This is a genomic window from Bradyrhizobium sp. 604_D8_N2_3, from assembly GCF_051810765.1.
In the GTDB taxonomy this organism is placed as follows: domain Bacteria; phylum Pseudomonadota; class Alphaproteobacteria; order Rhizobiales; family Xanthobacteraceae; genus Bradyrhizobium; species Bradyrhizobium barranii.
This window is the reverse complement of sequence record NZ_JBPWPM010000001.1, coordinates 5,125,787-5,151,034: the sequence shown is the minus strand read 5'-3', so window position 1 is coordinate 5,151,034 and position 25,248 is coordinate 5,125,787. Positions and strand designations below refer to the sequence as shown.

General features: G+C 64.1%; 21 protein-coding genes and 2 riboswitches. Of the genes, 18 read left to right on the top strand and 3 right to left on the bottom strand.

The features are described from left to right. Positions 1-305 precede the first annotated feature (305 nt). The 8 genes from AB7245_RS24505 (at position 306) to AB7245_RS24470 (ending at position 7,609) form a co-directional block, all read left to right on the top strand. Positions 306-2,042: an adenylate/guanylate cyclase domain-containing protein gene (locus AB7245_RS24505; protein ID WP_085404627.1), complete on the top strand. Its 1,737-nt coding sequence runs from the start codon at positions 306-308 to the stop codon at positions 2,040-2,042. A 126-nt stretch (positions 2,043-2,168) separates the two neighbouring features. Further along, positions 2,169-2,345 carry a hypothetical protein gene (locus AB7245_RS24500; protein WP_166341944.1) on the top strand — a complete coding sequence of 59 codons (177 nt, stop codon included), beginning with the start codon at positions 2,169-2,171 and terminating at the stop codon, positions 2,343-2,345. Positions 2,346-2,497: 152 nt separating this feature from the next. Next, the gene (locus AB7245_RS24495; protein WP_063983092.1) at positions 2,498-2,710 is read left to right on the top strand and encodes a hypothetical protein; all 213 of its coding nucleotides are present in this window, start codon (positions 2,498-2,500) and stop codon (positions 2,708-2,710) included. Positions 2,711-2,812: 102 nt separating this feature from the next. Beyond that, a complete protein-coding gene (locus AB7245_RS24490) occupies positions 2,813-3,070 on the top strand; it encodes a hypothetical protein (protein ID WP_085404628.1) in 258 nt (85 codons plus the stop codon). A gap of 128 nt (positions 3,071-3,198) precedes the next feature. Then, positions 3,199-3,420 carry a hypothetical protein gene (locus AB7245_RS24485; RefSeq protein ID WP_085404629.1) on the top strand — a complete coding sequence of 74 codons (222 nt, stop codon included), beginning with the start codon at positions 3,199-3,201 and terminating at the stop codon, positions 3,418-3,420. A gap of 75 nt (positions 3,421-3,495) precedes the next feature. Next, positions 3,496-3,709, top strand: a riboswitch (cobalamin riboswitch). 114 nt (positions 3,710-3,823) lie between these two features. Next, entirely contained in the window at positions 3,824-5,941 is a 2,118-nt protein-coding gene (locus AB7245_RS24480) for a TonB-dependent receptor domain-containing protein (RefSeq protein ID WP_085404630.1), read from the top strand. Positions 5,942-5,958: 17 nt separating this feature from the next. Beyond that, on the top strand, positions 5,959-6,969 hold the full coding sequence (locus tag AB7245_RS24475) for a DUF6925 family protein (RefSeq protein ID WP_085404631.1): 1,011 nt from the start codon (positions 5,959-5,961) through the stop codon (positions 6,967-6,969). A 61-nt stretch (positions 6,970-7,030) separates the two neighbouring features. Further along, a complete protein-coding gene (locus AB7245_RS24470; protein WP_063983095.1) occupies positions 7,031-7,609 on the top strand; it encodes a hypothetical protein in 579 nt (192 codons plus the stop codon). A gap of 84 nt (positions 7,610-7,693) precedes the next feature. Here AB7245_RS24470 and AB7245_RS24465 read toward each other — a convergent pair whose 3' ends face one another. Next, the gene (locus AB7245_RS24465) at positions 7,694-8,578 is read right to left on the bottom strand and encodes a LysR family transcriptional regulator (protein WP_085404632.1); all 885 of its coding nucleotides are present in this window, start codon (positions 8,576-8,578) and stop codon (positions 7,694-7,696) included. A 156-nt stretch (positions 8,579-8,734) separates the two neighbouring features. Here AB7245_RS24465 and AB7245_RS24460 point away from each other — a divergent pair, with 156 nt between their 5' ends. The 9 genes from AB7245_RS24460 (at position 8,735) to AB7245_RS24420 (ending at position 20,855) form a co-directional block, all read left to right on the top strand. Further along, positions 8,735-10,096, top strand: a complete 1,362-nt coding sequence (locus AB7245_RS24460) for an MFS transporter (protein ID WP_085404633.1) — start codon at positions 8,735-8,737, stop codon at positions 10,094-10,096. Between the two features lie 38 nt (positions 10,097-10,134). Continuing rightward, positions 10,135-11,328, top strand: coding sequence for an L-talarate/galactarate dehydratase (locus AB7245_RS24455; protein ID WP_085404634.1), 1,194 nt, complete (start codon positions 10,135-10,137; stop codon positions 11,326-11,328). A 12-nt stretch (positions 11,329-11,340) separates the two neighbouring features. Next, on the top strand, positions 11,341-12,120 hold the full coding sequence (locus tag AB7245_RS24450; RefSeq protein ID WP_245344250.1) for a ribonuclease activity regulator RraA: 780 nt from the start codon (positions 11,341-11,343) through the stop codon (positions 12,118-12,120). Between the two features lies 1 nt (position 12,121). Further along, positions 12,122-12,571 (top strand): nuclear transport factor 2 family protein, encoded by a 450-nt coding sequence (locus AB7245_RS24445; protein WP_085404636.1) that lies wholly within the window; start codon positions 12,122-12,124, stop codon positions 12,569-12,571. Between the two features lie 387 nt (positions 12,572-12,958). Then, a riboswitch (cobalamin riboswitch) is annotated at positions 12,959-13,176 on the top strand. 122 nt (positions 13,177-13,298) lie between these two features. After that, the gene (locus tag AB7245_RS24440) at positions 13,299-16,202 is read left to right on the top strand and encodes a ribonucleoside-diphosphate reductase subunit alpha (RefSeq protein WP_354115203.1); all 2,904 of its coding nucleotides are present in this window, start codon (positions 13,299-13,301) and stop codon (positions 16,200-16,202) included. A gap of 10 nt (positions 16,203-16,212) precedes the next feature. Beyond that, on the top strand, positions 16,213-17,367 hold the full coding sequence (locus tag AB7245_RS24435) for a ribonucleotide-diphosphate reductase subunit beta (protein WP_085404748.1): 1,155 nt from the start codon (positions 16,213-16,215) through the stop codon (positions 17,365-17,367). A 75-nt stretch (positions 17,368-17,442) separates the two neighbouring features. Continuing rightward, positions 17,443-17,901, top strand: coding sequence for a GNAT family N-acetyltransferase (locus AB7245_RS24430; RefSeq protein WP_085404639.1), 459 nt, complete (start codon positions 17,443-17,445; stop codon positions 17,899-17,901). Positions 17,902-18,313: 412 nt separating this feature from the next. Next, complete coding sequence (gene ilvD / locus AB7245_RS24425) at positions 18,314-20,038, top strand: dihydroxy-acid dehydratase (RefSeq protein ID WP_085404640.1); 1,725 nt, start codon at positions 18,314-18,316, stop codon at positions 20,036-20,038. Next, positions 20,025-20,855, top strand: a complete 831-nt coding sequence (locus AB7245_RS24420; protein ID WP_439035045.1) for a tetratricopeptide repeat protein — start codon at positions 20,025-20,027, stop codon at positions 20,853-20,855. The genes ilvD and AB7245_RS24420 overlap by 14 nt, the downstream gene beginning before the upstream one ends. A 105-nt stretch (positions 20,856-20,960) precedes the next feature. On the opposite strand, the gene xth is transcribed toward AB7245_RS24420, so the two are convergent. Next, entirely contained in the window at positions 20,961-21,758 is a 798-nt protein-coding gene (gene xth, locus AB7245_RS24415; protein ID WP_014495040.1) for an exodeoxyribonuclease III, read from the bottom strand. Positions 21,759-21,891: 133 nt separating this feature from the next. On the opposite strand from xth, the gene AB7245_RS24410 reads away from it, so the two are divergent. Next, positions 21,892-24,222: a hybrid sensor histidine kinase/response regulator gene (locus AB7245_RS24410; RefSeq protein WP_085404642.1), complete on the top strand. Its 2,331-nt coding sequence runs from the start codon at positions 21,892-21,894 to the stop codon at positions 24,220-24,222. A gap of 77 nt (positions 24,223-24,299) precedes the next feature. Here AB7245_RS24410 and AB7245_RS24405 read toward each other — a convergent pair whose 3' ends face one another. After that, positions 24,300-25,202 carry a hypothetical protein gene (locus AB7245_RS24405; RefSeq protein WP_085404643.1) on the bottom strand — a complete coding sequence of 301 codons (903 nt, stop codon included), beginning with the start codon at positions 25,200-25,202 and terminating at the stop codon, positions 24,300-24,302. Positions 25,203-25,248 lie beyond the last annotated feature (46 nt).

Genomic DNA, 25,248 nt, shown 5'->3' with positions numbered 1-25,248 from the left:
CACTACAAACCAAGGTCCGCGACGACATGCGGCTTGAGAATCAAAGACGACACCCAAAACGATGCCACGACATCGTTTCGCAGTCCTCACGCTCCTTCAACAATGCGGCAAAATACCGATGGGAACTCGGGAACTTCCGAAATGGCGGAAAGGGTGATGCCTTCAACCTTTGTTAACGAATAGGGCTCGCGCGACGGTTGCGCGCGGTTCAGGGCGCCGCGAAGGCCAGATTGCGCGTGTTCCCGCGTCCAAATCCGGTGTATTGAGTTCCCAACCGATCCTTTCAGCTCTTACCCCCACCGCTCATGCCACTTTTCAACCAGTCGATCAGGCGCAAGATCGTCGGGATCGCCCTCGGATTGATCGTCCTGATGCTGGTCACCGCGATTCTTTCGATGGTGATGTCGAGCCAGGTCGGTGTCCTGCTCGACGAGCTGACCGATCGCTACATTCCGGCCTACGGCCATCTGGCGCGCGCCAACATCCGCTCGCTGGAGCGCTCGGTGGCGCTGCGGCGGATGGTCATGATGAAGATGCAGGCCCCCTCGGAGGAGGAGGCCTATGCGGCGCGCCTGCGCGAATTCGAGGAGGCCGATCGGAAGATCGACGAGGAAGGCGAGGCCGCGCGCACGCACATCAACGCGATCATCGACGACAAGAGGACGCCTTCCGACAATGCCGGGCTGGCGCGGATCGAGACCCGCATCGAAACCGCTCTCACCGAGCTACGTCACGACATGAATGAGGACCACGCAAAACTCCTCAAGCAGGTCGAAGGCAAGCAGATGACGGAGGCGCGCGGGACCCTGGAGCATCTCGACACCATACGCGACCAGTTCAACCAGAAGATCGACGCGATCCGCGCCGACATGCTGAAGCAGGTCTTCGCCAGCACGGCGACAGTGATCGGTCGCCAGCGCCAGGCGATGATCATTTCGGGCATCGTCACCATCCTCGCGGCGGTGGTCGGATTTGCTTTCGCGCTCCTCGTCTCCAGTGGCATCACGCGACCGGTGCGGCTGTTGCTCGCCGGCACCCGCGAGGTCGAGGCGGGCCGCTTCGACAAGACCATCACGGTCTCGACCCAGGACGAGATCGGCGAACTCGCCGCCGCCTTCAATCGCATGATCGAGCAGCTGCGGCACAACGAGCGGATCCGTGAGACCTTTGGCCGCTATATCGATCCCAAGGTGGCGCAGGGGCTGATCGACCGCCCGGAGGTCGCCATCGACGGCCAGCGCCGGGTGATGACGATCATGTTCTCCGACATGAGCGGCTTCACCTCGATGAGCGAGGGCATGACCCCGCGCGGCCTCGTCAAGGTGATGAACCACTATTTCACGGTGATGTCCGCGCCGATCCGGAGCCATCGCGGCGTCATCGATAAATATATCGGCGATGCCATCATGGCCTATTGGGGCCCTCCCTTCATTGAGGAGGACGAGCCGGCGCTATTCGCCTGCTACGCCGCCATCGACATGGCCGATGAGGTGCCGGCGTTGCAGAAGCAATTGCCTGACCTGCTCGGCATCCGCGCCATGCCAGGCCCTTGCGATCTGCGCATCGGGATTGCCACCGGCGAGGTCCTGACCGGCAGCATCGGCTCCGAGCTGATGATGAGCTTCACCGTGATGGGCGATGCCGTGAACCTCGCTTCGCGGCTCGAACTGGTCAACAAGATCTACGGCACGCGGATCCTGATCGCGCAGGCGACGGCGGACGCGATCGGCTCGAACCTCGAGCTGCGCGAGATCGATCGTCTGGCGGTGGCCGGCCAAAGCGCAACGCAGGCCATTTTCGAGGTGATGAGCAAGGCGCACGGGCTCAGCGTCCCGCAGGAGAGCCTGCGCGCGCGCTACGCCGAAGGCCTCGCCGCCTACCGCGCGCAACGCTTCGACGAGGCTCGCGCCGCGTTCAATGCAGCGCTCGAAGCCGTGCCCGGCGACGGTCCCTCGCGCACGCTGCTCGGCCGCATCGCGCAGTTCGAGGCCAATCCGCCGGACGCAGCTTGGGATGGTGCCTGGCGGCTGGAGCAGAAATAGCCGTTCTTGCTGGGCTTGCACCGCCCTTGCTGGAAAAAACGTTTCTACTGGATAACGATGTTCGCCGTGACCTATTTCTCAGGCTTAGGTTTGACGTCCCTTGTGGCGTTTGATGGGGACACGCCGATGACAGAACTTCATGACAGGCTGGAACGGTTCGAGACGCTCACCGCCGAATGCGAGCTGATTGCCAAGCTCGCCACCGACAGCACCAAGCGCGAGTTCTATCTGAGACTCTCGGAGCAGTACCGTCAGCTGGCGGTGGATATGCGGAAGGCGATCGCGACCAAGGCCGCGGCCTGACGCCACCTGCAATCCGTTCTTAATGTTTGGCGCGCATCCTTTGAGGATGCGAGCGTCGCGATCATGATTGCTCGCATTGGGAATGCCGAGGTCCGTTGCGGTGCAGCGCATCTCGCTGACGTCGCTTTGCCGCTCCTAACCAGGGCAATCCCATGCGCCTTCTCGCAGTCCTCATCTTCGCGCTCATGACGGCCGCCTGCAACCAGGAGCAGGACATCACCGGCTCGACCCCGGTCTGTGCGATGCGGAACTACAGCTCCTACAATCCCCGCGACATGAACCAGTGCGTTGCCGCCTGCAAGGCGTGCGACCACGGCAACACCGTCACCTGCACCACGTCATGCACCCTCAAGGGTGCCCACTGAGCGGCGGCGCTGGCTGGAGCTAGCGCTGAGGGTGCTCGGGCACCGGAACGATTCACATGGGTTAGTCATTGAAGCGGCAGGCAGGACGCGGAGTCCTATGGAATGGGTATGCTCGATCCCGGTCGGTTCCTGGTGTCGTGCTCGCATTGCGATGCATGGCCGATGGCGGCCAACGTCAAACGTTCGAGCTGGTCTTCGTCGCCGCACGAGGTCCGCTTCGTATGCCCGCGCTGTCGCCGCGAGGAGACCGCCATCATCTCGGCCTCCGGTGAGCTGACCCCGATCCGGCGCATCGACGCTCCGCTGCGCGACGTCACCGCGGCCTGGGCTCAGGCCCAGCGGCCAAGAGGTCGGGCGTAGCCCGCCCGTCACAGGACCAAGAGATCGGGCGTAGTCGGCTCTGCGCAACGCCTTGCGCGGTCCTTTTTTGGAACCCGGCCTACGCCGACGCGTTTCCGCTCCGACATCAACGCACCGAGGCCCTGCGAATGATCAGCGAGCATTTCGACACCCGCACCCGGATCAACATGAAGCTGGCGCTGGATCGGGTCTGCCGCAATCGCCCGGTCGGCGAGGACCATTGCTTTCGCAGGTCCGTTGCCGAGAACATCATCCGCTGCGCGCTCACAGGCCGCACCGGCATCGGCCAGCTCGTCGATGCCGGCGAGCGGGCGATGATCAGGACGCGTTCGGAGCGGGAGACGGCCTGATTGCGCCGGCTCAATCTCCGGTGCGGTGCTTTGCCCGTCATGCAACCGGCCGATTGACTCTCCGCTTGCCCGCCCCGTAGATTGGCCGGTGACGGTTCTCCTCACGGAGATCAAAAGGGAACGTGGTGCGAGGTTTTCCCGATACCGGGATATTCTCAACGCCACGGCTGCCCCCGCAACTGTAAGCGGTGAATCTTTCGTCATATGCCACTGGGAATCTCGGTCCTGGGAAGGCGACGTAAGGTAACGACCCGCGAGCCAGGAGACCTGCCGTCAGCCGTGGTCACACGCGAAGATGTCGGTCGGGGAGTACAGACATTAGCTTCACCGGAGCAATCGAACGCTCTGCCGTGAAACCTCGTTCGCTGTGACGTGCCACTGACGTCATACCGAGGTTACAAGAGTGTCCCGTATTGTCTTTGCCGCCAGGCGCTTCCGCGCCGGCGTTGTCGCGTTCGTTTCCCTGTATTCGCTCGATCTGTCCATTGCCCAGGCCCAGCAATCGGCATCGCCCGATCTGCTGCCGCCGGTCGAGGTCGCGCCGACCGAGCGTCCGGCCAAGCCGCAAGTCGCGCGGCCTGCGCCGGACAAGCCCGAGCGGCAGCGCGTCGCTCGGTTGCCGAAACCCGAGCTGGTGCCGGCGTCGCCCCCGGTTGCCGGGGTATCCGCGGCCAACCTGTTTCCGACGGTCGTCGTCAGTCCGACGGGCGTTGTCACTCCGACCAATCTGGTTGCGAGCTCGGTGACGGTTCTGACCGCCAGAGACATGGAGCGCGATCAGCGCCGGACCGCATCCGATGCGCTGAGCGCGGTTCCTGGCCTGAACCTCGTGCAGACCGGCGGTCCGGGCGGACAGACGTCGATCTTCATGCGCGGAACGAATTCCAACCACACCAAGGTCCTGATCGACGGCATCGATGTCAGCGATCCCGGCAACCCGAACCGTTCGTTTGATTTCGGCCAGTTGCTCACCTCCGACATTCAGCAGATCGAAGTCCTGCGCGGTCCGCAGGGCGGTCTCTACGGCGCAGACGCGCTGGGGGGCGTGATCTCCATCGTGACGAAGAAGGGCGACGGTCCCGCCCGCGCCACCGGCTCGGTCGAGGGAGGCTCGTTCGGAACGTTCAATCAAACTGCAAGTCTGAGCGGTTCACAGGACCACTTCAACTATGCCTTCAACGTCGCGCATTTCCACGCGAACGACGTGCCGGTGACACCGGTCGAATTGCTGCCGCCGGGGCAGAAGGCGATCGGCAACTATTACGACAACATGACCTATTCGACGAAGCTTGGCGCCGAATTGAGCGAAAACCTGACGCTCAACGGCGTCGCGCGGTATACTGACGCCACCCTGCGCTTTACCGGAGACACTTTCGATCCCGTCACATCCGCGAGCTTTCCCGCGGCCGCGCAAAGCACGCAGACGGTGCACCAGCTCTTCACGCGCGGGGAGGCGGTCTGGTCCGCTCTCGACGACCGGATGAAAAGCTATTTCGGCGTCAACTACACCAATCACTGGAACTACAACATCTCGCCCGGCAACGCGATGGCCACGATCACGACCGGCGACCGCGTCAAGTATGATTGGCACACCACGACCCAGCTCGCGCCCAACAACAATGTCATCATTGGTGCGGAGCATGAGACCGAAACACTGCAAACGGCGACGGTTTCGGCGCAAAACGTCAACAAGGCCGGATATATGGAGCTGCAGTCCCAGTTCCGGGATCGAGTCTTCTTCACGGCCAACGTCCGGCAGGACGACAACGAGCGGTTTGGAGAGCATCCGACCTTTCGTCTGGCGTCTGCCGTGATCGTGCCGGTCACGGATACGAAGTTCAAGGGAAGCTACGGCACGGGGTTCAAGGCGCCGACGCTTAACCAGCTTTACGTCAGCTTTCCCGCGTTCTTCTTCTTTGCAAATCCCAACCTCAGGCCCGAGGAAAGCGTCGGATTCGACGCCGGCTTCGAGCAACCCTTGTTTGGCGATCGCGTTCGCTTCGGGTCGGCCTACTTCCGCAACAACATCACGGACCTGATCCAGAGCACGTTCGATCCCCTGACGTTCACGAGCACCAACACCAATATCGGCAAGGCGATCACGGAGGGCACGGAGAGCTTCGTCGCGGCTGCGATCACGGACCGGCTTCGCGTTCGTGCCGACTACACTTTTACCCGCGCGGTGGATGCGACGGCGGGACTGGAGCTGCTGAGGCGTCCGAAGGAGAAGTGGAGCGCAAATGTCATCTGGAATCCGATCGACCCGCTCACATTGTCCGCAACCGTGTTGCACGTCGGGAGTTTCGTCGATGGTAACCGCGACTTCAGCATTCTGCGTCTGCTGGCTCCGGCCTACACTGTCGTCAACGTCGCAGCCGAATATCTGGTCACCGACCAGGTGAAGGTGTTCGGCCGGGTCGATAATCTCGCCAATGTGCACTATCAAAATCCGACTGGCTTTCTGCAGCCGGGACTGGGCGTCTATGGCGGCATTCGCCTGGCGAATTACGACGTCAGATAGCGAGAGAGAGAAGCCTCATGACGACGGCCGATCCGCTCATGGACCTGATCGCAAGCCAGCTTGCCGACGCTGAGGCCGGCTGGAGCGTCGGCACGTTCGGTGCCATTGCCGAGTTCACACGCGAGCCCGGTGAGGCCTTCGATATGGAGCAGTCGCGCAACGGGGGCAGCGTCGTGACGCAGAAGGGTGGGATGCGCGTTGTCTCCCACCCGGGCCTGCGCCTGATAGCATCGGAATCGCCGACCACGGAGAGCTGGAGCCACCGCATCGCATTGTGCCTTCCGCATGAAGCCAGCGCCATGAGTGGTCGTACCGTGCTGACCGAGCTCGGTCCGGATATCGAGGCGCTCCTGACGAGGGATCGCAGCGGCATCCTGTTCGACCTTGGCCTCGGAACGTTGCAGGTCGACGCCTGCATCCGCGTCAGCGATGCCGATGCCGTCGCCGCGCTCAGGAGCCGCACGGGCCAATCCGTGTTCGCGCCCGAAAGCGACGCCATGCGGATCATTCTGGCCGCCAATCCGCACCGCGTCTTCACCAGCCGTATCGGGCGCGCCGAGGTATTCCAGCCGATCCCGCCGCCGGGTGGGCGAAGCCCTGACGGCCCGCACACCCACGTCCTGCCAAAGCTGCTCGCGCATCGCCGCACCCATGCCGCCACCGAGCCGCTGCCTGAGTGGTGGATCCCCTGCGCGCATCTCTATCCGGCCCATCCGCTGCGCGATCAGCTCGGCCGCAAGCGCGCTTTTCGGCCGGATCATCACGCAGCCTTCCAGGCGCTGCTCGAACTCTATGGGCTGCCGGAGCTGACGGCGTGCAAGAGGGCCGTGGTCGAGGCGGTCGCGAAGGGGCGGGGACCTGAGATGGTGACGCTTCCGCCCGATCGCACGGCGCGCGCCACCGTTCGCGTGGCCTTGCGTCAATTGGCGGCCAAGGAGCCGCACACGGCGGCACTCGCCGCCTGGCTTGCCGCCTACGACCGGCGCGATCCAGCCGAGACTGAAGATCCCATGGAGGCTCTTCACTGAGTCAGACGTGATGCTACGTTCCAGCAAAATTGTGCTACAAATCCTACAAGGAGATCGTTCCATGACTGTCACCATCCTGCCGCCCCACGCCGACCGTTTCCGCCTTCATCCGGTCGCGTCGCGCCTCGCGCCGATGTTCTGCTTTGCGCTGCTGACGGTGTCATGCGCGCTCGCGAGCTTCGCGCTTGCCTGCGCGACGCCGTTTGCGGCGTTCGCCGTCGTCGCCGCCGCAATGCTGCCGATGCGTCCGGCGCTGCTCGTCGTCACTGGCGCCTGGCTCGTGAACCAGACCATCGGCTTCGGCGTGCTGCACTATCCCATCGATGGCAGCACCATCGCCTGGGGCTTTGTCATCGGTGCTGCCGCGTTGCTGTCGACGGCAGCGGCATCGACCGTTCTCCGCCTGCTGCCGCAGGGCCGCACGCCGCTGATGCTGGCCATCGCGCTCGTCGCCGCCTATGCCGCCTATGAGCTCGCGCTGCTTGCCGCGACGCCGTTCCTTGGCGGAGAGGGCGCGTTCACTGCGGCCATCGTGACGCGCATCGGGCTGACCAGCGCCGTCTGGCTCGCCGGCCTCGTCGCCGCCTGCGAGATCGTCCGCCTGGTCGATCCGTTCGGGCGCGCGATGCGGAACGCGTAGGACGCCTCCGGAGTCTCCAGGTCCGGTCGTTGCGATGACCGGACTTTGCCCCACCACCGCAGGGCACCGCGCTTCAGGCTGCGCTCAGCGTGCGGTCCGGAACGCAAGTTCGCGCAACCGAGGCAGGGCGGTGTTGCGGTTGTCACTGCGCCAGATCGCATGGAGTTCGGCGAAGACCGATGGTCCGAGCCTGATCGGGCGAAACACGACGTTGTCGAAACAGGCGTTGCGTGTTTCGTCCGGGACGATCGCAAGGCCGAGACCTGCGCTGACCAGCGACAAGATAGCCTGTGCCTGACTCATCGATTGCACGACCTGGGGCCGGATGCCATTGGCGTCGAACGCCGCCGTCAAGAGCGCGCGCATATATGGACCGCCCGACGAATACATGATGAAGGGCTGGCCCTCGAGATGCGACAGCTCCGGCCGGCGTCGCACCGCGAGCGGATGGTCAAGCGGCAGCGCAAGGGCAAGCCCTTCACGGAAGACGCTCGCGCTTCTAATTGGCTTCTCCGTCTCGATCGGCCGAACCAATCCGAGATCGATCCGGCCCGACCTCAGTGCATCGAGCTGCTGGCGCGATGTCAGCTCCTCAAAGGTGATCTCGATATCCGGCAGTTCATCGCGAACTCGCGTTGCGAGCCAGGGCAAATAGCCGTACGTCGTCGCGCCGACGAACCCGATTGACAGCGCTCCACCGGCGAGCGACGCGGCTTGCCGGGCGGCTTTGACCGCATGCTCGCGCTGCTGAAGCATCGCGCGGGCCTCGCTCAGGAAGGCGCGTCCGGCCGCGGTCAGCCTGACCGATCGGCTGGTGCGCTCGAGCAGCTTGACGGCAAGCGTTGCCTCCAAGATCTGGATCTGCCGGCTGAGCGGCGGCTGCGTCATATTCAGCCGCTTGGCGGCACGACCGAAATTCAGCTCATCGGCCACCGCCACGAACGCGCGTACCTGTCCGAACTCGATCATTGATACCTTTTCTGGATCAATTAAATCCAAAAATGAGTTTAGACCTGAATTGATCGCTGATCTAGCTTTCTCGCGTCCGATCGTCGCTGGCGTTCCGGACATCCACGGTCGCCGAAGGCGGCCGGGCAAACAAAATCGGGAAAGAAGGGGAGCAGCGTGGCCACGGAGCAGAAGCCGTCCGCACGGACGCATTATCGTTTCGTCACTCTGGCGTTGATCACCATCCTGCTCGCGCTCAGCAGCGGCGACCGGGCGACGCTATCGATCGCCGGGCCGAACATGTCGAAGGCGCTCGGCATCACGCCGGTCGAGCTCGGCTGGATGTTTTCGGCGTTCGCGTGGGCCTATGTACTTGCGCATCTTCCCGCTGGCTGGATCGCGGATCGGCTCGGTGCGAAACAGACCATTTTGGGCGGATTGATCTTGTGGTCGCTCGTCACCTTCCTGATGAGCTGCGTCGGCTGGGCCAGCTACCCGTTCCTGGTGATGCTGATCCTGCGCTTCATGCTCGGTGTCTTCGAGTCGCCTGTCGGCCCCGCGGCCGGGCGTATCATCGCGGCGTGGTTTCCGTCCGCGGAGCGCGGCGTCGCGGGCGCCATTTTCAACAGCGCCCAATATGTCTCGCTCGTCCTCTTCACGCCGCTGATGGGCTTCCTCGATCACCGCTTCGGCTGGGAGCACATTTTTGGCGTGATGGGCGTGCTGGGCTTCCTGTTCGCGGCGCTCTGGGCCGTCGCCTACTACCCGCCGAGTCGTCATCCCAAAATTGGAGCCGCAGAGCTCGATCATCTGCGTGCCGGAGGCGCGCTGGTCGAACTCGGCGGGGCATCGTCTGCCGCCGCTGCGGAGCAGGGGCCGCGCTGGTCTGATCTCGCCGAGCTGTTCAGGAGCCGCATGCTCTTCGGCATCTTCCTGGCGCAATACGGCATCTCGTCCATCACCTGGTTCTTCGTGTCCTGGTTTCCGACCTACCTCGTCAAGGACCGCGGCCTGTCGGTGCTCGATGCGAGCCTGATCGCGACCATCCCCGCCATCTGCGGCTTCGTCGGCGGCGTTACCACAGGCTTTTTCACCGACTGGCTGTTCAAGCGCACCGGTTCGCTCAGCATCGCGCGCAAGACCCCGATCACGGTCGGCCTCGTCATGACGGTGCTGATCATCGGCTGCAACTACACGGACTCCACGGTCCTGATCACCGTGCTGATGAGCGCGGCCTTCTTCGGCAAGGGTTTTGGCTCGCTGGGCTGGACGGTCGTTGCCGACACTGCGCCCAAGGAGGTGATCGGGCTCACGGGCGGCGTCTTCAACGCCGTCGGCAACACCGCCGGAATCGTGACGCCTGTTGCGATCGGCTACATCCTCTCCGCCACCGGATCGTTCAACGGCGCGTTGCTGTATGTCGGCCTGCATGGGCTGCTGGCCGTGCTCTGTTACTGGGTCATCGTCGGGCCGATCGAGCGTCTCGTCATTCGCGAAGGCAGCGGGCTGATCCGCTCCGCGCCGGTCGCTGCCGAATGACATCATTTCCCGTAAATCCACATCGATAGGAGAAAGCCATGAACTACCAGGTCAACGCGCGCATTATCGCCAACCCGCTCGCGGCAGGGCTCGCAGCCGGGGAAGCGACGACGGACCGGATCGCATGGGTGAGGACGTCGCTCGTCTTCCTGCCGCTCGCCCAGGCGATCAGCGATGCCAAGGTTCTCACCGGCCGGCAAAAGCCCCTCACCGAGATCGCCTTCCTGTTTGCCGAGATCGAGACCGAGAACGGCCACAGCGGCATCGGCTACAGCTATTCGAAGCGTGCCGGTGGTCCGGGGCAGTTTGCGCACGCCAGGGAGATCGCCGGCGACCTGATCGGCGAGGATCCGAACGACATCGCGCGTCTGTGGGACAAGCTCGTCTGGGCCGGCGCCTCGGTCGGCCGCAGCGGCATGTCCACGCAGGCCATCGCCGCCTTCGACATCGCGCTGTGGGATCTCAAGGCCAAGCGCGCCAAGCTGCCGCTGGCAAAGCTGCTCGGTGCCCATCGTGACTCCGTGCGCTGCTACAACACCTCGGGCGGATATCTTTCGATGCCGATCGAGGAGGTGAAAGAACGCGTCAGCATGGCGCTCGACAGGGGCATCGGCGCCATCAAGCTGAAGGTCGGCCAGCCCGATCCGATGGTCGACCTCAAGCGCATCGAGGCGGTTCGCAACCATATCGGCGACGTTCCGCTGGCGATCGACGCCAACCAGCAATGGGACCGCACCACGGCGCTGCGCTTCGGCCGCATCGCCGAGCAATTCAACCTGACCTGGATCGAGGAGCCGCTCGACGCCTACGATTACGAAGGTCATGCGGCGCTGGCGGCCGAGCTTGCGACCCCGATTGCGACCGGCGAGATGTTGACCAGCATCGACGAGCATTACGAGCTGATCCGCAACAATTCGGTCGATTTCATCCAGCCGGATGCACCGCGCGTCGGCGGCATCACGCCGTTCCTCAAGATCCTCGCGCTCGCCGACCACAAGAAGCTCCAGCTTGCGCCGCACTATTGCATGGAGATCCATCTGCACCTGACCGCGGCCTATGCCCGGGAGCCCTGGGTCGAGCATTTCGAGTGGTCGGAGGCGATGTTCAACGAGAAGCTCGAGGTCGTGAACGGCCGCATGATCGTGCCGAACCGACCGGGCCTCGGCTTCAGCCTGTCGGAGCAGGCGCGCGCCTGGGCCCGTGACGTCCACGAGGTCGGAAAGCGCCCCTGAGGGAGGATGGCCATGTACGAACCAAAGACGAAGCTTAGTCCCCTGGATCCGTCTGTCATCCGCCGGCTGAAGGATGTCTCCTCGGGTTCGCTGACCACCGAGCTGTTCAAGAAAGGCCTGCGCCAGTGCTTCCTGGTCGGGCTGGTGCCGATGAACAAGGACGCGGTCCGCTTCGCCGGCGAGGCCTTCACCATGCGCATGATCCCGGCGCGAGAGGATCTCGATACCATAGAGACGCTCACGCCGTATCCGAACGCGGACAATCTGCAGTGGGAAGCGGTCGAGAGTATCCCGCCCGGCCATGTCCTGGTGATCGACAGCCGTAACGATCCGCGCGCGGCCTCTGCGGGCGCTATGCTGCCGACGCGGATGAAGGTGCGGGGCGCCGCGGCCATTGTCACTGATGGTGCGTTTCGTGACGGCCAGGAGCTGGCGCGGCTCGATTTCCCCGCCTATGCCCGGCAGGTCACGGCATCGACGCGGTTGTCGTATCATCGCGTCGCGGATCTGAATATTCCAATCGCCTGCGCCGACGTGGCGGTCTACCCGGGCGACATCATCGTCGGTGACGGTGACGGCATCACGGTCGTGCCACGGCATTTGGCCGCCGAAATGGCCGACCTCTGCGAGAGGCGGGACCAGCTCGAGAAGTACCTGTCGTATCGTATCAGTGCGGGCGAGCCGCTCTACGGCGTCTATCCGCCCACACCTGCCGTGCGCGCCGACTTTGAGGCCTGGAAAAAGGCCGGTGCGGATCCGGCGCGGGCCACGACGATCCGGGCGGGAGCCTGACATGAGCAAGACATCGCCCGCCGCCATGGAGGCGACGATCCGTCGCTATTTCGACGCCTGCAACGCCGCCGACTACGATGCCTTGATGGCCTGCTTCACAGCGGACGCGGTTCACTACTTCCCACCCGGCTTGCCGGACATTCCATGGCGTGGCGCCGATACCATCGCGCGCAAATGGATCTGGTGCGTCGAGAATCTCGGGTCGCGATGGACGATCGAAAAGATTCTTTGCTCGTCGACGTCGCCGGAAGCCGTGATCGAATGGACGCACTGGAAGCGCACGCATGGCACGGCGCTTCGCGGCGACGAATGGTACGCGTTCGAAGGGGCGAGCGGTCGCATCAAGGAGATCAGGGCTTATTATGCGGCGCCCGCCGATCCCTCGGCTCGGATCTGCGAACTCGTCGATTTCGACTATCGCGATCGCGGCTATCACCTTTCGTCCGAATAGCGTCGAGCGTCCACGCCGTTCCTGGGCGGCGAGGGCGCCTTCACCGCCGTCATCGTGACGCGCATCGGGCTGACCAGCTCGGTCTGGCTCGCCGGCCAGCGATGCTCGCCGTGCGGCGAAACGAGGACCTTTGCGGAGAAGCACCTCGGTGCAATCAGGGCGAAAATTGCGGAGCTGCGCGTGCTGGAAGCGACAGTGACGTCGCTGGTGAGCGGCTGCGAGGCGACATGCAGCGGCAGCGTCGCGCCGGACTGTGTGATCCTGCAGTCGGGCCGTGGGTCACACAGCGCGCCAAGCTGAAGAGCGCCCCAAGTGCGAATTCCCGCATTCCACAGGGAACAGAGCTTCTGACCCGCAACGAATCGTTGACACCCGGCTGCATATGTCACCACATGTGGGCGTCACGGTTCCGCTGGATCGCAAGATTTAGTGGCTAAGAGGGAAGCCGGTGAACCGCGCGAGAGCGCGGAATTCCGGCGCTGCCCCCGCAACTGTCAGCAGCGAGCTGCTTCCGAACAATCGTCACTGGCGCCTTTCGCGCCGGGAAGACGGGAAGTGGGCGACGACCTGCGAGCCAGGAGACCTGCCGCGACAATCTGAACGTCCACGGGCGGGGTGTCCGGCGGTCGCTTGCATGCACCGCCCGGCAACTCTGCTGCCGGCGTTTCTGCAGCGTCCTTCCTTACAGCCCCGCTCAAACACAACGCGCGCATCACGGGGCCCATTGATGTCACTGAACCTGCACGACGCGGACACCGCTTCCGCACCCATCGTTCATTTGCGTCCACAATCGCTTGCGCCTGCTTCGAGCGAGCCGGCCATGCAGATCATCCGTCGCAACGGCAAGGTCTCGCCGTTCGATTCCGCCAAGATCGCGGTCGCCATGACCAAGGCTTTCCTTGCGGTCGAAGGCACCAGCGCGGTCGCCTCACGCCGCGTCCATGAGAGCGTGGAGCAGCTGACGGCCGAAGTCGTCACTGCGCTGATGCGGCGGGCAGGCGAGGGACGCACCTTCCATATCGAGGACGTGCAGGACCAGGTCGAGCTCGCCTTGATGCGGAGCGAGCACCACAAGGTCGCACGCGCCTATGTGCTGTACCGCGAGGAGCGGTCGCGCCAGCGCGCCGAGGAGGCGGCCGCGGAAGCGACGCCCGCTGTCGCGCCGGCACTTCAGGTCACGCTCGCCGACGGTTCGCGCGTTGGTCTCGACGCCAAGCGGCTTGCGCTGATTATCGGCGAAGCCTGCGCCGACCTCGACGGCGTTTCCGCGGCACCCGTGCTCACCGAGACCACCCGCAATCTCTACGACGGCATCAGCCAGGACGAACTGGCGCTGGCCTCGATCATGGCCGGGCGCACGCTGGTCGAGGAGGAGCCGAACTACGCCTATGTCAGCGCGCGCCTGCTGCTGGACAAGCTGCGCGGCGAGGTGCTGTCCTATGTCCATGCCGTGCCGACCTCCGCCTCGCAGGCCGATATGGCTGTACGCTATGTCGAATATTTCCCGGCCTATGTGAAGACCGGCATTGCCGCCGAACTGCTCGATCCTGAACTGGCCCGCTTCGACCTCGGCCGGATCGCGGCTGCACTCAAGCCCGAGCGCGACCTGAATTTCCAGTTCCTCGGCCTCCAGACACTTTACGACCGCTACTTCCTGCACGTCCGCGGCAAGCGGATCGAACTGCCGCAAGCCTTCTTCATGCGCGTCGCGATGGGTCTTGCGGTTCGCGAGATCGACCGCGAAGCCAAGGCGATCGAGTTCTACGATCTGCTGTCGTCGTTCGACTTCATGGCCTCGACGCCGACGCTGTTTAATTCGGGTACGCTGCGTCCGCAATTGTCGTCCTGTTTTCTCACAACCGTCTCGGACGATCTCGACGGCATCTTCAAGTCGATCAAGGACAACGCACTGCTGGCAAAATATTCCGGCGGCCTCGGCAACGACTGGACGCCGGTCCGCGGTCTCGGCGCCCACATCAAGGGCACCAACGGCGAGAGCCAGGGCATCATCCCGTTCCTGAAGGTTGCCAACGACACCGCGATTGCCGTCAACCAGGGCGGCAAGCGCAAGGGCGCGGTCTGCGCCTATCTTGAGACCTGGCACGTCGACATCGAGGAATTCCTCGACCTGCGCAAGAACACCGGCGACGACCGCCGCCGCACCCACGACATGAACACCGCCAATTGGGTGCCGGACCTGTTCATGCAGCGCGTCGATGCCGATGGCGAATGGACGCTGTTCTCGCCTGACGAGACGCCCGATTTGCACGATCTCTATGGCGAGGCGTTCAAGACGGCTTACGAGGCCTATGAGGCCAGGGCGAAAGCCGGCGGCATGCGCGTCTTCAAGACCGTGCGCGCGAGCGACCTCTGGCGTCGCATGCTGACCATGCTGTTCGAGACCGGTCATCCCTGGATCACCTTCAAGGACCCCTGCAATCTGCGTTCGCCGCAGCGGCACGTTGGCGTGATCCACTCGTCGAACCTCTGCACCGAGATCACGCTGAACACCTCCGCCGACGAGGTCGCGGTCTGCAATCTCGGCTCCATCAACATGCTCAACCATGTCGGTCCCAATGGACTCGACCATGCCAAGCTGAAGCGGACGGTGACGACAGCAGTACGGATGCTCGACAACGTCATCGACATCAATTTCTACACCATCCCCGAGGCGCGGCGTTCCAACATGCGTCATCGTCCCGTCGGGCTCGGCCTGATGGGCTTTCAGGAAGCGCTTCAGGTCCAGCGCATTCCGACCGCGTCCGACGCGGCCGTGGCGTTTGCCGACACCAGCATGGAGGCAATCTCGTTCCACGCGATCGAAGCGTCGTCCGATCTCGCCGCGGAGCGCGGACGCTATCCGAGCTTCGAGGGCTCGCTGTGGTCGAAGGGCATCTTGCCGCTCGACTCCATCCAGCTTCTCGCCGACTCGCGCGGTGGTCTCGACGTCGATCGCTCCGCAACGCTCGACTGGGATCGCCTGCGCAAGAAGGTCACGTCCAGCGGCATGCGCAACTCGAACGTCATGGCGATCGCGCCGACGGCGACGATCTCCAACATCTGCGGCGTCTCGCAGTCGATCGAGCCGAACTATCAGAACCTGTTCGTGAAATCGAACATGTCCGGCGACTTCACGGTCGTGAACGAGTTCCTGGTGCGCGACCTCAAGGCGAGGGGGCTTTGGGACGAGGTGATGGTCTCCGACCTCAAATATTTCGACGGCAGCGTCGGCCAGATCGACCGCGTTCCTGACGATCTGAAGGCGCTCTACGCCACCGCCTTCGAGATCGACAGCGCCTGGCTGATCGAGGCGGCCGCGCGCCGGCAGAAATGGATCGACCAGTCGCAGTCGCTCAACCTCTACATCGCCAATCCCTCCGGCAAGAAGCTCGATGCGCTCTACCGGCTGGCCTGGCGGCGCGGCTTGAAGACGACCTACTATTTGCGCTCGCGCAGCGCCACGCATGTCGAGAAATCGACGTTGAAGGGCACCGACGGAAAGCTCAATGCGGTGTCCGCGTCAGTGGCAGTGTCGCACGCGCCGATCATGATGCCGACCGCGGCAACGCCGGACCTCGACGGCATCAAGGCCTGCCGGATCGACGATCCCGAATGCGAAGCGTGCCAGTGAGGAGATGACGATGCTCGACTGGTCCGATACCGAAACCACAGCAGTCGCTCCGGCCGCCTCAAGTCTCGCCACCGCACTGCGTCCGCAGACCCAGCTCAAGCTCGAGCCGGCCGACCCGACCGGCTTAGGCGCGATCGATCGCGCCGGCGGCCGCGTCTCCGTCGACGAGAAGCGGATGATCAACTGCCGCGCCGACGTCAACCAGCTGCTTCCGCTGAAGTACAAATGGGCCTGGGAGAAGTATCTTTCAGGCTGCAACAATCACTGGATGCCGACCGAAGTCTCGATGCAGGCCGACATCGCGCTATGGAAGTCGCGGGACGGGCTGACCGAGGACGAGCGGCGCGCGATCAAGCGCAATCTCGGATTCTTCGCGGCTTCCGAATCGCTGGTCGCCAACAACATCGTGCTGGCGATCTATCGCCATCTCACCAATCCGGAGTGCCGGCAGTACCTCCTTCGGCAGGCCTTCGAGGAGGCGGTTCACACCCACACCTTCCAGTATATCGTCGAAAGCCTCGGGCTCGACGAGGGCGAGCTGTTCAACATGTACCGTGAGGTGCCGTCGATCACGGACAAGGCGGCCTGGGCGCTCAAGCACACGCAGCACCTGGACGATCCGTCGTTCCAGACGGGGACGCCGGATAGCGACCGCGCCTTCCTGCGCGATCTCGTCGCCTTCTATGTCGTGTTCGAGGGGATGTGGTTCTACACCGGCTTCGCGCAGATCCTGTCGCTTGGCCGCCGTAACAAGATGGTCGGCATCGCCGAGCAGTATCAATACATCCTGCGCGACGAGAGCATCCATCTCAACTTCGGCATCGACGTGATCAACCAGATCAAGATCGAGAACCCGCATCTGTGGACGGCGGCATTCCAGGACGAGGTTCGCGGCATGATCCGTGATGCAGCCGAATTAGAGGCCGCCTACGGACGGGACACGATGCCGCGCGGCTTCCTCGGCCTGAATGCTGCGCTGTGCGAGCAGTACATGCACTTCATCGCCAACCGCCGCTGTGCGCAGATCGGGCTCGCTCCGGTGTTCGCCGAGGTCGAGAACCCGTTCCCGTGGATGTCGGAGGCAATGGATCTGAAGAAGGAGAAGAACTTCTTCGAGACCCGCGTCATCGAATACCAGAATGGTGGTGCGCTGACTTGGGAATAGCACCGATCATGGCTATGCCGCGGGCGTGCCACCTGTGCTTAAACGGTGGCACGCGTGCGGCAGCAGGGGGATGAGGTGGAGATCAGACGAGACGATCCGACGGCGCCCTATGTCGCCGATTTGTTGGCACATCATCTCGAGGAGCTGCGCAGCGTCATGGCCGAGCGCGCCTTCGCTCTCGATGCCACCGGCCTTTCGGCTGCCACCGTGACCTTCTGGACGGCTTGGCAGGACGATGTCCTGCTCGGGTTCGGTGCGCTGAAGGAGCTGGATCATACGCATGGCGAGGTGAAGTCGATGCGTGCCGCGCCGGCTGCACGGGGCACCGGGGTAGGGCGCGCACTGCTGGGCCATATCATCGCTGAAGCCCGCAGGCGGGGTTACGTGCACCTCAGCCTGGAGACCGGCACGGCAGCCCTGCACGCGCCCGCCATCTCGCTCTACCGCAGCGCCGGTTTCGTCTCCTGCTCGCCGTTCGCCGACTATGAGGCGAGCCCGCACAACCAGTTCATGCGGCTCGACCTGACGGATTGAGCTGGGCGCTTGGCGCTCATCACTCCTGCCTCAGGATGACGGGGTTGGTACTGCGGGCCGCCGCGACTCAGGTGAGGCACACTCCGTTCCTGAGACCCGCGCTGGGGTGCGCCTGAACAGATCTGAAATCTCAAGTTGTGTATTGTCATATTCACGAGGGTATCGCAGTAAGCCAACCCGTGTCTTCCCGGTAACGATTGTGCTGTCCCTGCAACACTCATCTTGGATTAAACCCTTATCTCCGTCCGTTCGCATCAGCGCCGCTTTTTAGCCACACCCGAACATGAATAAAATCGCTCTAAAGTTTGAAGGGCATCGGCGGTCTTCGAAGGACGGAAAATCCCAAGGTCGATTCAAATCTTGGCTCTGATTTTTCGGGTCTGAAAGGGTTGGCCGGGGAAACTGGTTTGCGATGGACGCAAAGACCGACATCAAGCAGAGGCTGCCGAGCCGTCACGTGACGGAAGGCCCGACGCGCGCGCCGCACCGGTCCTACTTCTACGCCATGGGTCTGACCACCGAGCAGATCCACCAGCCCTTCGTCGGCGTCGCCTCCTGCTGGAACGAGGCCGCCCCCTGCAACATTTCCCTGATGCGCCAGGCCCAGGCGGTGAAGAAGGGCGTCGCGTCGGCCGGCGGCACTCCCCGTGAATTCTGCACCATCACCGTTACCGATGGCATCGCCATGGGCCATGACGGCATGCGCTCGTCGTTGCCGTCGCGCGAGTGCATCGCCGATTCCGTCGAGCTGACCGTGCGCGGCCACGCCTATGATGCGCTCGTGGGCCTTGCCGGTTGCGACAAGTCGCTGCCGGGCATGATGATGGCGATGGTCCGTCTCAACGTGCCCTCGATCTTCATCTACGGCGGCTCGATCCTGCCCGGCAATTTCCGCGGCCAGCAGGTCACCGTCCAGGACATGTTCGAGGCGGTCGGCAAGCACTCGGTCGGCGCCATGTCGGACGAGGACCTCGACGAGATCGAGCGCGTGGCGTGCCCCTCGGCGGGCGCCTGCGGCGCACAGTTCACCGCCAACACCATGGCGACCGTCTCCGAGGCGATTGGCTTGGCGCTGCCGTACTCGGCCGGCGCCCCGGCACCGTATGAAATCCGCGACGCTTTCTGCATGACCGCGGGCGAGAAGGTTATGGACCTGATCTCCTCCAACCTCCGGCCGCGCGACATCGTGACACGGAAGGCGCTGGAGAACGCCGCCGCCGTGGTCGCGGCGTCCGGCGGCTCGACCAATGCTGCACTGCACCTGCCGGCGATCGCGCATGAGTGCGGCATTAAGTTCGACCTGTTCGACGTCGCCGAAATCTTCAAAAAGACACCATATGTCGCGGATTTGAAGCCGGGTGGCCGTTATGTCGCCAAAGACATGTTTGAAGTAGGTGGCATACCGCTTCTGATGAAGACGCTGCTCGACAACGGATTTCTCCACGGCGACTGCATTACGGTCACCGGTCGAACGATCGCCGAAAACCTCAAAAGCGTGAAGTGGAATCCGCACCAGGATGTGGTGCACCCGGCAGACAAGCCGATCACCGTCACTGGTGGTGTGGTTGGTCTGAAGGGCAATTTGGCGCCAGAAGGTGCGATCGTGAAAGTCGCGGGAATGTCTAACCTGAGGTTCACCGGTCCGGCGCGATGCTTCGACCGGGAAGAGGACGCCTTTGAGGCCGTCCAGAACCGCACCTACAGGGAAGGCGAAGTCATCGTGATCCGCTACGAGGGCCCCAAGGGCGGTCCCGGCATGCGGGAAATGCTCCAGACCACCGCGGCGCTGACCGGCCAGGGCATGGGCGGCAAGATCGCGCTCATCACCGACGGCCGCTTCTCCGGCGCCACCCGCGGCTTCTGCATCGGCCATGTCGGGCCGGAAGCCGCCATCGGCGGCCCGATCGGGCTGCTCGAGGATGGCGACATCATCGAGATCGACGCGGTCGTAGGTACCCTTAACGTAAAATTGAGCGACCAAGAGCTCGCCCAGCGCAAGACCAAATGGAGCGCTCGCGCGACTAACCACACGTCGGGTGCGCTCTGGAAGTATGCTCAGCAGGTTGGACCAGCGGTCGGTGGGGCAGTAACCCATCCGGGCGGCGCGCACGAGAAACAGTGCTATGCGGACATCTAAGCGTGCCATACTTGCGTTTGTGTTGGGGGTCGGTGCGCTGGCCGCGCCGGCGCTCGCCTTTGACGGTTCGGCCAGCAAGGACGCGGCCCTCCCGGTCGTGACCGCCTTGCCGGGCGCCGCGGGTGCCGTGCGCAGCAAGGTGGCGGCACCGGCGACCACGCCCCAGGAAACCTCGCTCAGCGCCCTGCAATATGCCGCCGAAGGCGGTCATCCCGGCGCTCAGTTCAAGCTCGGCCGCATGTATGCCAACGGCGACGGCGTCGCCCAGGACGATGTGCGCGCCTTCGAATATTTCAGCCGCATCGCCAATGCGCATGCCGAGGACAGCCCGTCGGCGCCGCAGGCGCAGGTCGTGGCCAACGCCTTCGTCGCGCTCGGCCGCTACTATCTGAGCGGTATCCCGAACTCGAAGATCAAGCCGGATTCGGACCGGGCGCGGGAGATGTTCTCCTATGCGGCCTCCTATTTCGGCAATGCGGATGCGCAGTACGATCTCGCCCGGCTGTATCTGAAGACCCCGGACGCCTCGCGCGAGGACTTCCGCTATGGCGCGCGCTGGCTCGGCCTTGCCGCCCAGAAGGGCCAGCACGAGGCGCAGGCGCTGCTCGGCCAGATGCTGTTCAATGGCGACCGCCTGCCGCGGCAGGCCGCGCGTGGCCTGATGTGGCTGACGCTGGCGCGTGACAGCGCCGGTATCGAGGAAACCTGGATCAAGGAAAGCTACAACCGCGCTTTCGCCAAGGCCTCGGACGACGACCGCGCCATGTGCCTGCAAATGCTGGAACAGTGGGTGCAGGGCGTTCAGGGCCGCCGGTAGTAGGTACCCCCGCCGGGTAGGTTAGCCCGCGGCTGCGCAAAGCGCAGTCCGCTGGCTGCGCAAAGCGCAGTCCGCCGGCGCCATCCAGCACCTCCAGGCATCTGCTCAAGCCGCCTCCAGATCCAGATCCGCCCATACCGGCACGTGGTCCGACGGCTTCTCCCAAGCCCGCACATAGCTGTCGATGCCGACATTGGCGAGCCGGTCGCTGGCCTGCGGCGACAGCAGCAGATGGTCGATCCTCAAGCCATGGTTTTTCTGCCAGGCGCCGGCCTGGTAGTCCCAGAAGGTATAGAGCCCGGGCTCGTCGGTGACCGCGCGCAACGCGTCGGTGAGGCCGAGGCCCAGCAGGGACTGAAAGCTCTCCCGCGTCTCGGCCTTGAACAGGGCGTCCTCGGTCCAGGCGGCGGGATTATGGACGTCGCGGGCATGCGGGATGACGTTGAAGTCGCCTGCGAGGATCAGCGGCTCCTCGGCCTTGAGGCGCTCCCTCGAATACTCAAGAAGCCGCGACATCCATTTGAGCTTGTAGGGATATTTTTCGGTCCCGACCGGATTGCCATTGGGAAGATAGAGGCAGGCGATGCGCAGCACGCCGTGCTTGAGCGTGACCACGCCCTCGAGGAAACGGGCATGGGCGTCCTCGTCGTCGCCGGCGAGGCCCGACTTGGTCTCGTCGAAGCGGAGCTTCGAGAGCAAGGCGACGCCGTTGAAGGTCTTCTGACCGTGGGTGACCACGTTGTAGCCCAGCGCCTCGATCTCCAGCCGCGGGAAGGCCTCGTCGACGCATTTGATCTCCTGGAGGCAGACGATGTCGGGCTGGCACTCCTTCAGCCAGGTCAACAGCAGGTCGATCCGCTGCCGGACCGAGTTCACGTTCCAGGTAGCAACTCTGATGGGCATTGGCGGGGCTCCGGGCAGGGGCCATGGTTAGAACAAACTGCAAACGCGCCCGTCAAGGACGCCGCAAAATCTCCCACAAAATTAACCCGGCTTAAGCCGGGCTCGGGCCATTGATACCGAAAAGGTTTTTCGAATGGGATGGCCGGACAAATCCATGAAGCAAGCTGAGCCGCGCGACGGCCTGATCGGCGCGTTCCTGTACTGGCTCGGCGGCTTCGAGATCGAGGACGGCCTGACCGCCGATCTCAGCGAGCGCGAGCTGCGCCGCATTCGCGCCAAGCAGATCGACGCAGTGATGCGCGCGATCCCGGTGACCATGGCCGTCACCATGCTCAACGTCGCCATCGTGCTGATCCTGTTCTGGGGCAGGGGCTGGAACGATTTCCTTGCAATCTGGGGCATGACCCTCGCCGTCACCGCCTCGCTTGCCGTGCGCGCGTGGCGGCGGTTGCATCAAAACCCGCCGCAGGAAGCCTCGTCGCGCGCCGCGCGGCAGATGCTGCGGCAGGCGTTCTTCCTCGCGGCGATCTGGGGCACGCTGCCGCTCGCGCTGTTCAGCCGGGTCGAGCCGACCAGTCAGCTCATCCTGGCCTGCCTGATGGTCGGCATGATGTCCGGCGGCGCCTTCACGCTGTCGACCTTCCCGCGCGCGGGCCTCGTCTATCTCGCGACCGTGACGATGGCCTGCGCCGGCGCGCTGTTCCTGTGCGGCACCGGCCCGTATCTGCTAACCGCGGTGTTCCTGTTGCTGTTCGCGTTCTTCATGGCGCGCAACATCGTCTCGCAGGGCAATCTGTTCCTCGGCAATCTCAAGGCCCGGCTCGAGCTCGAACGTCAGACCGAGATCATCTCGCTGCTGCTGAAGGACTTTCAGGAGAACGCCAGCGACTGGTTGTGGCAGACCGACGCCGAAGGGCATCTCGTCGACGTGCCCCAACGCTTCGCCGAAGTGGCGCAGCTTCCGCTTCCGCTGCTGAAGGGCTCGCATTTCGTCGACGTGCTCGACATGCTCTGTCCCGACGACAAGAGCGCAGCCTACAACGTCGTCGGCCTGATGGAGCAGAGCGAGCCGCTGCACGAGATGAACCTCAAGGTCGTCGCCGGCGGCGAGGCGCGGCTGTGGTCGCTGACCGCGAAGCCGGCCTACGACCGCGACGGCCAGTTTCTCGGCTATCGCGGCTTCGGCCGCGACGTCACCGAGCGCTGGCGCGCGGAAAAGGCGGAGGCCGAGAGCCGTGCGAAGTCCGACTTCCTCGCGGTGATGAGCCACGAGATCCGCACGCCAATGAACGGCGTGCTCGGGCTCGCCAGCATGCTGCTGGAAACCAAGCTCGATCCGGAGCAGCACGAGGCCGTCACTTCGATCCGCGAGTCCGGCGACAATCTCCAGCGCATCCTCAACGATATCCTCGATCTGTCAAAGCTCGAGGCCGGACGCTTCGCGTTCGAGGCGATCGACTTTGCGCCGCAGGCGCTGGTCGAGACGGTTGCGACCGTCGTGCGCGCAGGCGCCAAGAGCAAGGGGCTCGCCGTCAAGGTCGAGCTCGACCCGAACCTGCCGCCGACGCTGCGCGGTGATGTCGCGCGGATCCGGCAGGTGTTGCTCAACCTCGCCTCCAACGCGGTAAAGTTCACCGACGAAGGCGAGGTGACGATCAAGGCCACCTGCCAGGCGCGCCGCGATCTGCTTGCGACCGTCGAATGGACCGTGAGCGACAGCGGCATCGGCATTGCGCCTGAGAAACTCGGGGAGCTGTTCTCCGACTTCGCGCAGGCCGATGCCTCGATCAGCCGCCGCTTCGGCGGCACCGGACTAGGGCTTGCGATCTCCCGGCGCATCATCGAGCAGATGGGCGGCACCATCGGCGTCACTTCGACGCCGGGCGAGGGCTCGACCTTCCGCTTCACGCTGGTGCTGCCCTGGAGCCAGGCGCAGGCCTCCGACCAGGCGGCGGGCAGCGACGAAGCGGACGAGCTCAAGGCGCGGATCGCGGGGCTCGACCGGCCGCTGAAGGTGCTGGTGGCCGAGGACGATGCCGTCAACCGCATGGTCGTGACCAAGATGTTGGGGGCGTTCGACGTCGAGCTGCGCGTCGTCACCGACGGCGTCCAGGCGGTCGAGGCTGCATCGGAGAGCGATTACGATGTCGTGCTGATGGACGTGCGCATGCCGGACATGGACGGCCTTGCCGCGACGCGGGCGATCCGCGCGCAAGGCGGGCGTTTCGAAGCCTTGCCGATCGTCGCGCTGACCGCCAACGCCTTCCCCGAGGACGTCAAGATCTGCCGCGAGGCCGGCATGTCGGATTTTTTGGCAAAGCCGCTGCGTAAGCCCGCACTCGCGGCCGCCTTGTTGCGCGCGCTCGACGGCCACATGATGTCGGAGGGCGCGCCGCTTCAGCCGGAGCTGACGCCGCTCGACGTCGAGTGGACGGACGAGGAAAGGCAGATGACCGGCGTCTAGCCGGTCAGATCGAGAAGCTGGTCCCGCAGCCGCAGGACGGCTACGGGCGCGTGCGCCGGCAATGTAACGCGGCGCCGTTACAGTTTTCCATAGACGCGCCCGGCGACCGCCCTCAGGCGCTCGACCGAGCCGGACTCGGGATGCGGCTTGACCGGCGCGAACAGGATCGAAGCCTGCCTGCCGTTCTTCCAGACATAGATGTTGACGGCGTTGCCGTTGCCCTTGGTGCAGGAATGCTCGCCGAACGCTTCACTGCCGAGCTCGGGTATCGTCAAATGTTTGCAGGGGCCCGCGCGCTTCATCATGCCGATGACCGTGTCGCGCGACATCGCGATCACCGCGACGGTCATGGTATTGGCCTCGCGATCGAACATCATGCAGCTGCCGGCGCCGGTCCGCTGGACCGTCAGCGTGCCCTTGTCGAGAAAGCCGTCGGCATCCGCGGCCGTGAGCCACTCGCAATTGCCGAACCGCTCGCTGCTCTTGCTCACGTTGGCGATGGCAACGCGCGCGGCTTCGGCGATCGGCCCGAGCAGCGCGTCGTCGGCACGCCGGCCAATCGGATAGACGCTGATCTGCAGAATGTAATCGCCGGACAAGGCGACGACCGAGGCCTCCTGGCGTTCTGCGCCGGCGGCGCTCGCTCCGCCCTGGCCTTCTTCGCCGATCCCCGCGACTGCGTTAAGCGGCATGCGCTCGCCAAGTGTCTTGACGAAGGTCGCGTACAATTCCCTGGCGCGGTCCTTGTCGGGATTGCGGAACACGGTCAGCATCATCGTGTCGCCGCGCCCGCCCTGGTAGATGCAGCCGCGGCCGTCCTGATTTGAAATCAGTGACCATTTGAGCACCGGCATCGCGCGGGCGAGCTCCTGGGCGCTGATGAACGGGCAGGTTTCGGCCGCGCGCGCGGGAAGCACCGGGACGGCTGCGATTGCAAGGAATAGAGCGAGGCAACAGAACAGACGATCAATAACTCGCATTGGATAATTTACTACCGCTATTGGCGCGCCACGGCAGATGCCACGG

Excerpts from the sequence above, each read along its gene's own strand:
- AB7245_RS24505 (WP_085404627.1), top strand. The coding sequence starts at position 306 with ATGCCACTTTTCAACCAGTCGATCAGGCGCAAGATCGTCGGGATCGCC.
- AB7245_RS24500 (WP_166341944.1), top strand. The coding sequence starts at position 2,169 with ATGACAGAACTTCATGACAGGCTGGAACGGTTCGAGACGCTCACCGCC.
- AB7245_RS24495 (WP_063983092.1), top strand. The coding sequence starts at position 2,498 with ATGCGCCTTCTCGCAGTCCTCATCTTCGCGCTCATGACGGCCGCCTGC.
- AB7245_RS24490 (WP_085404628.1), top strand. The coding sequence starts at position 2,813 with ATGGGTATGCTCGATCCCGGTCGGTTCCTGGTGTCGTGCTCGCATTGC.
- AB7245_RS24485 (WP_085404629.1), top strand. The coding sequence starts at position 3,199 with ATGATCAGCGAGCATTTCGACACCCGCACCCGGATCAACATGAAGCTG.
- AB7245_RS24475 (WP_085404631.1), top strand. The coding sequence starts at position 5,959 with ATGACGACGGCCGATCCGCTCATGGACCTGATCGCAAGCCAGCTTGCC.
- AB7245_RS24470 (WP_063983095.1), top strand. The coding sequence starts at position 7,031 with ATGACTGTCACCATCCTGCCGCCCCACGCCGACCGTTTCCGCCTTCAT.
- AB7245_RS24465 (WP_085404632.1), bottom strand. The coding sequence starts at position 8,578 with ATGATCGAGTTCGGACAGGTACGCGCGTTCGTGGCGGTGGCCGATGAG.
- AB7245_RS24455 (WP_085404634.1), top strand. The coding sequence starts at position 10,135 with ATGAACTACCAGGTCAACGCGCGCATTATCGCCAACCCGCTCGCGGCA.
- AB7245_RS24450 (WP_245344250.1), top strand. The coding sequence starts at position 11,341 with ATGTACGAACCAAAGACGAAGCTTAGTCCCCTGGATCCGTCTGTCATC.
- AB7245_RS24445 (WP_085404636.1), top strand. The coding sequence starts at position 12,122 with ATGAGCAAGACATCGCCCGCCGCCATGGAGGCGACGATCCGTCGCTAT.
- AB7245_RS24440 (WP_354115203.1), top strand. The coding sequence starts at position 13,299 with ATGTCACTGAACCTGCACGACGCGGACACCGCTTCCGCACCCATCGTT.
- AB7245_RS24435 (WP_085404748.1), top strand. The coding sequence starts at position 16,213 with ATGCTCGACTGGTCCGATACCGAAACCACAGCAGTCGCTCCGGCCGCC.
- ilvD (WP_085404640.1), top strand. The coding sequence starts at position 18,314 with ATGGACGCAAAGACCGACATCAAGCAGAGGCTGCCGAGCCGTCACGTG.
- AB7245_RS24420 (WP_439035045.1), top strand. The coding sequence starts at position 20,025 with ATGCGGACATCTAAGCGTGCCATACTTGCGTTTGTGTTGGGGGTCGGT.
- xth (WP_014495040.1), bottom strand. The coding sequence starts at position 21,758 with ATGCCCATCAGAGTTGCTACCTGGAACGTGAACTCGGTCCGGCAGCGG.
- AB7245_RS24410 (WP_085404642.1), top strand. The coding sequence starts at position 21,892 with ATGGGATGGCCGGACAAATCCATGAAGCAAGCTGAGCCGCGCGACGGC.
- AB7245_RS24405 (WP_085404643.1), bottom strand. The coding sequence starts at position 25,202 with ATGCGAGTTATTGATCGTCTGTTCTGTTGCCTCGCTCTATTCCTTGCA.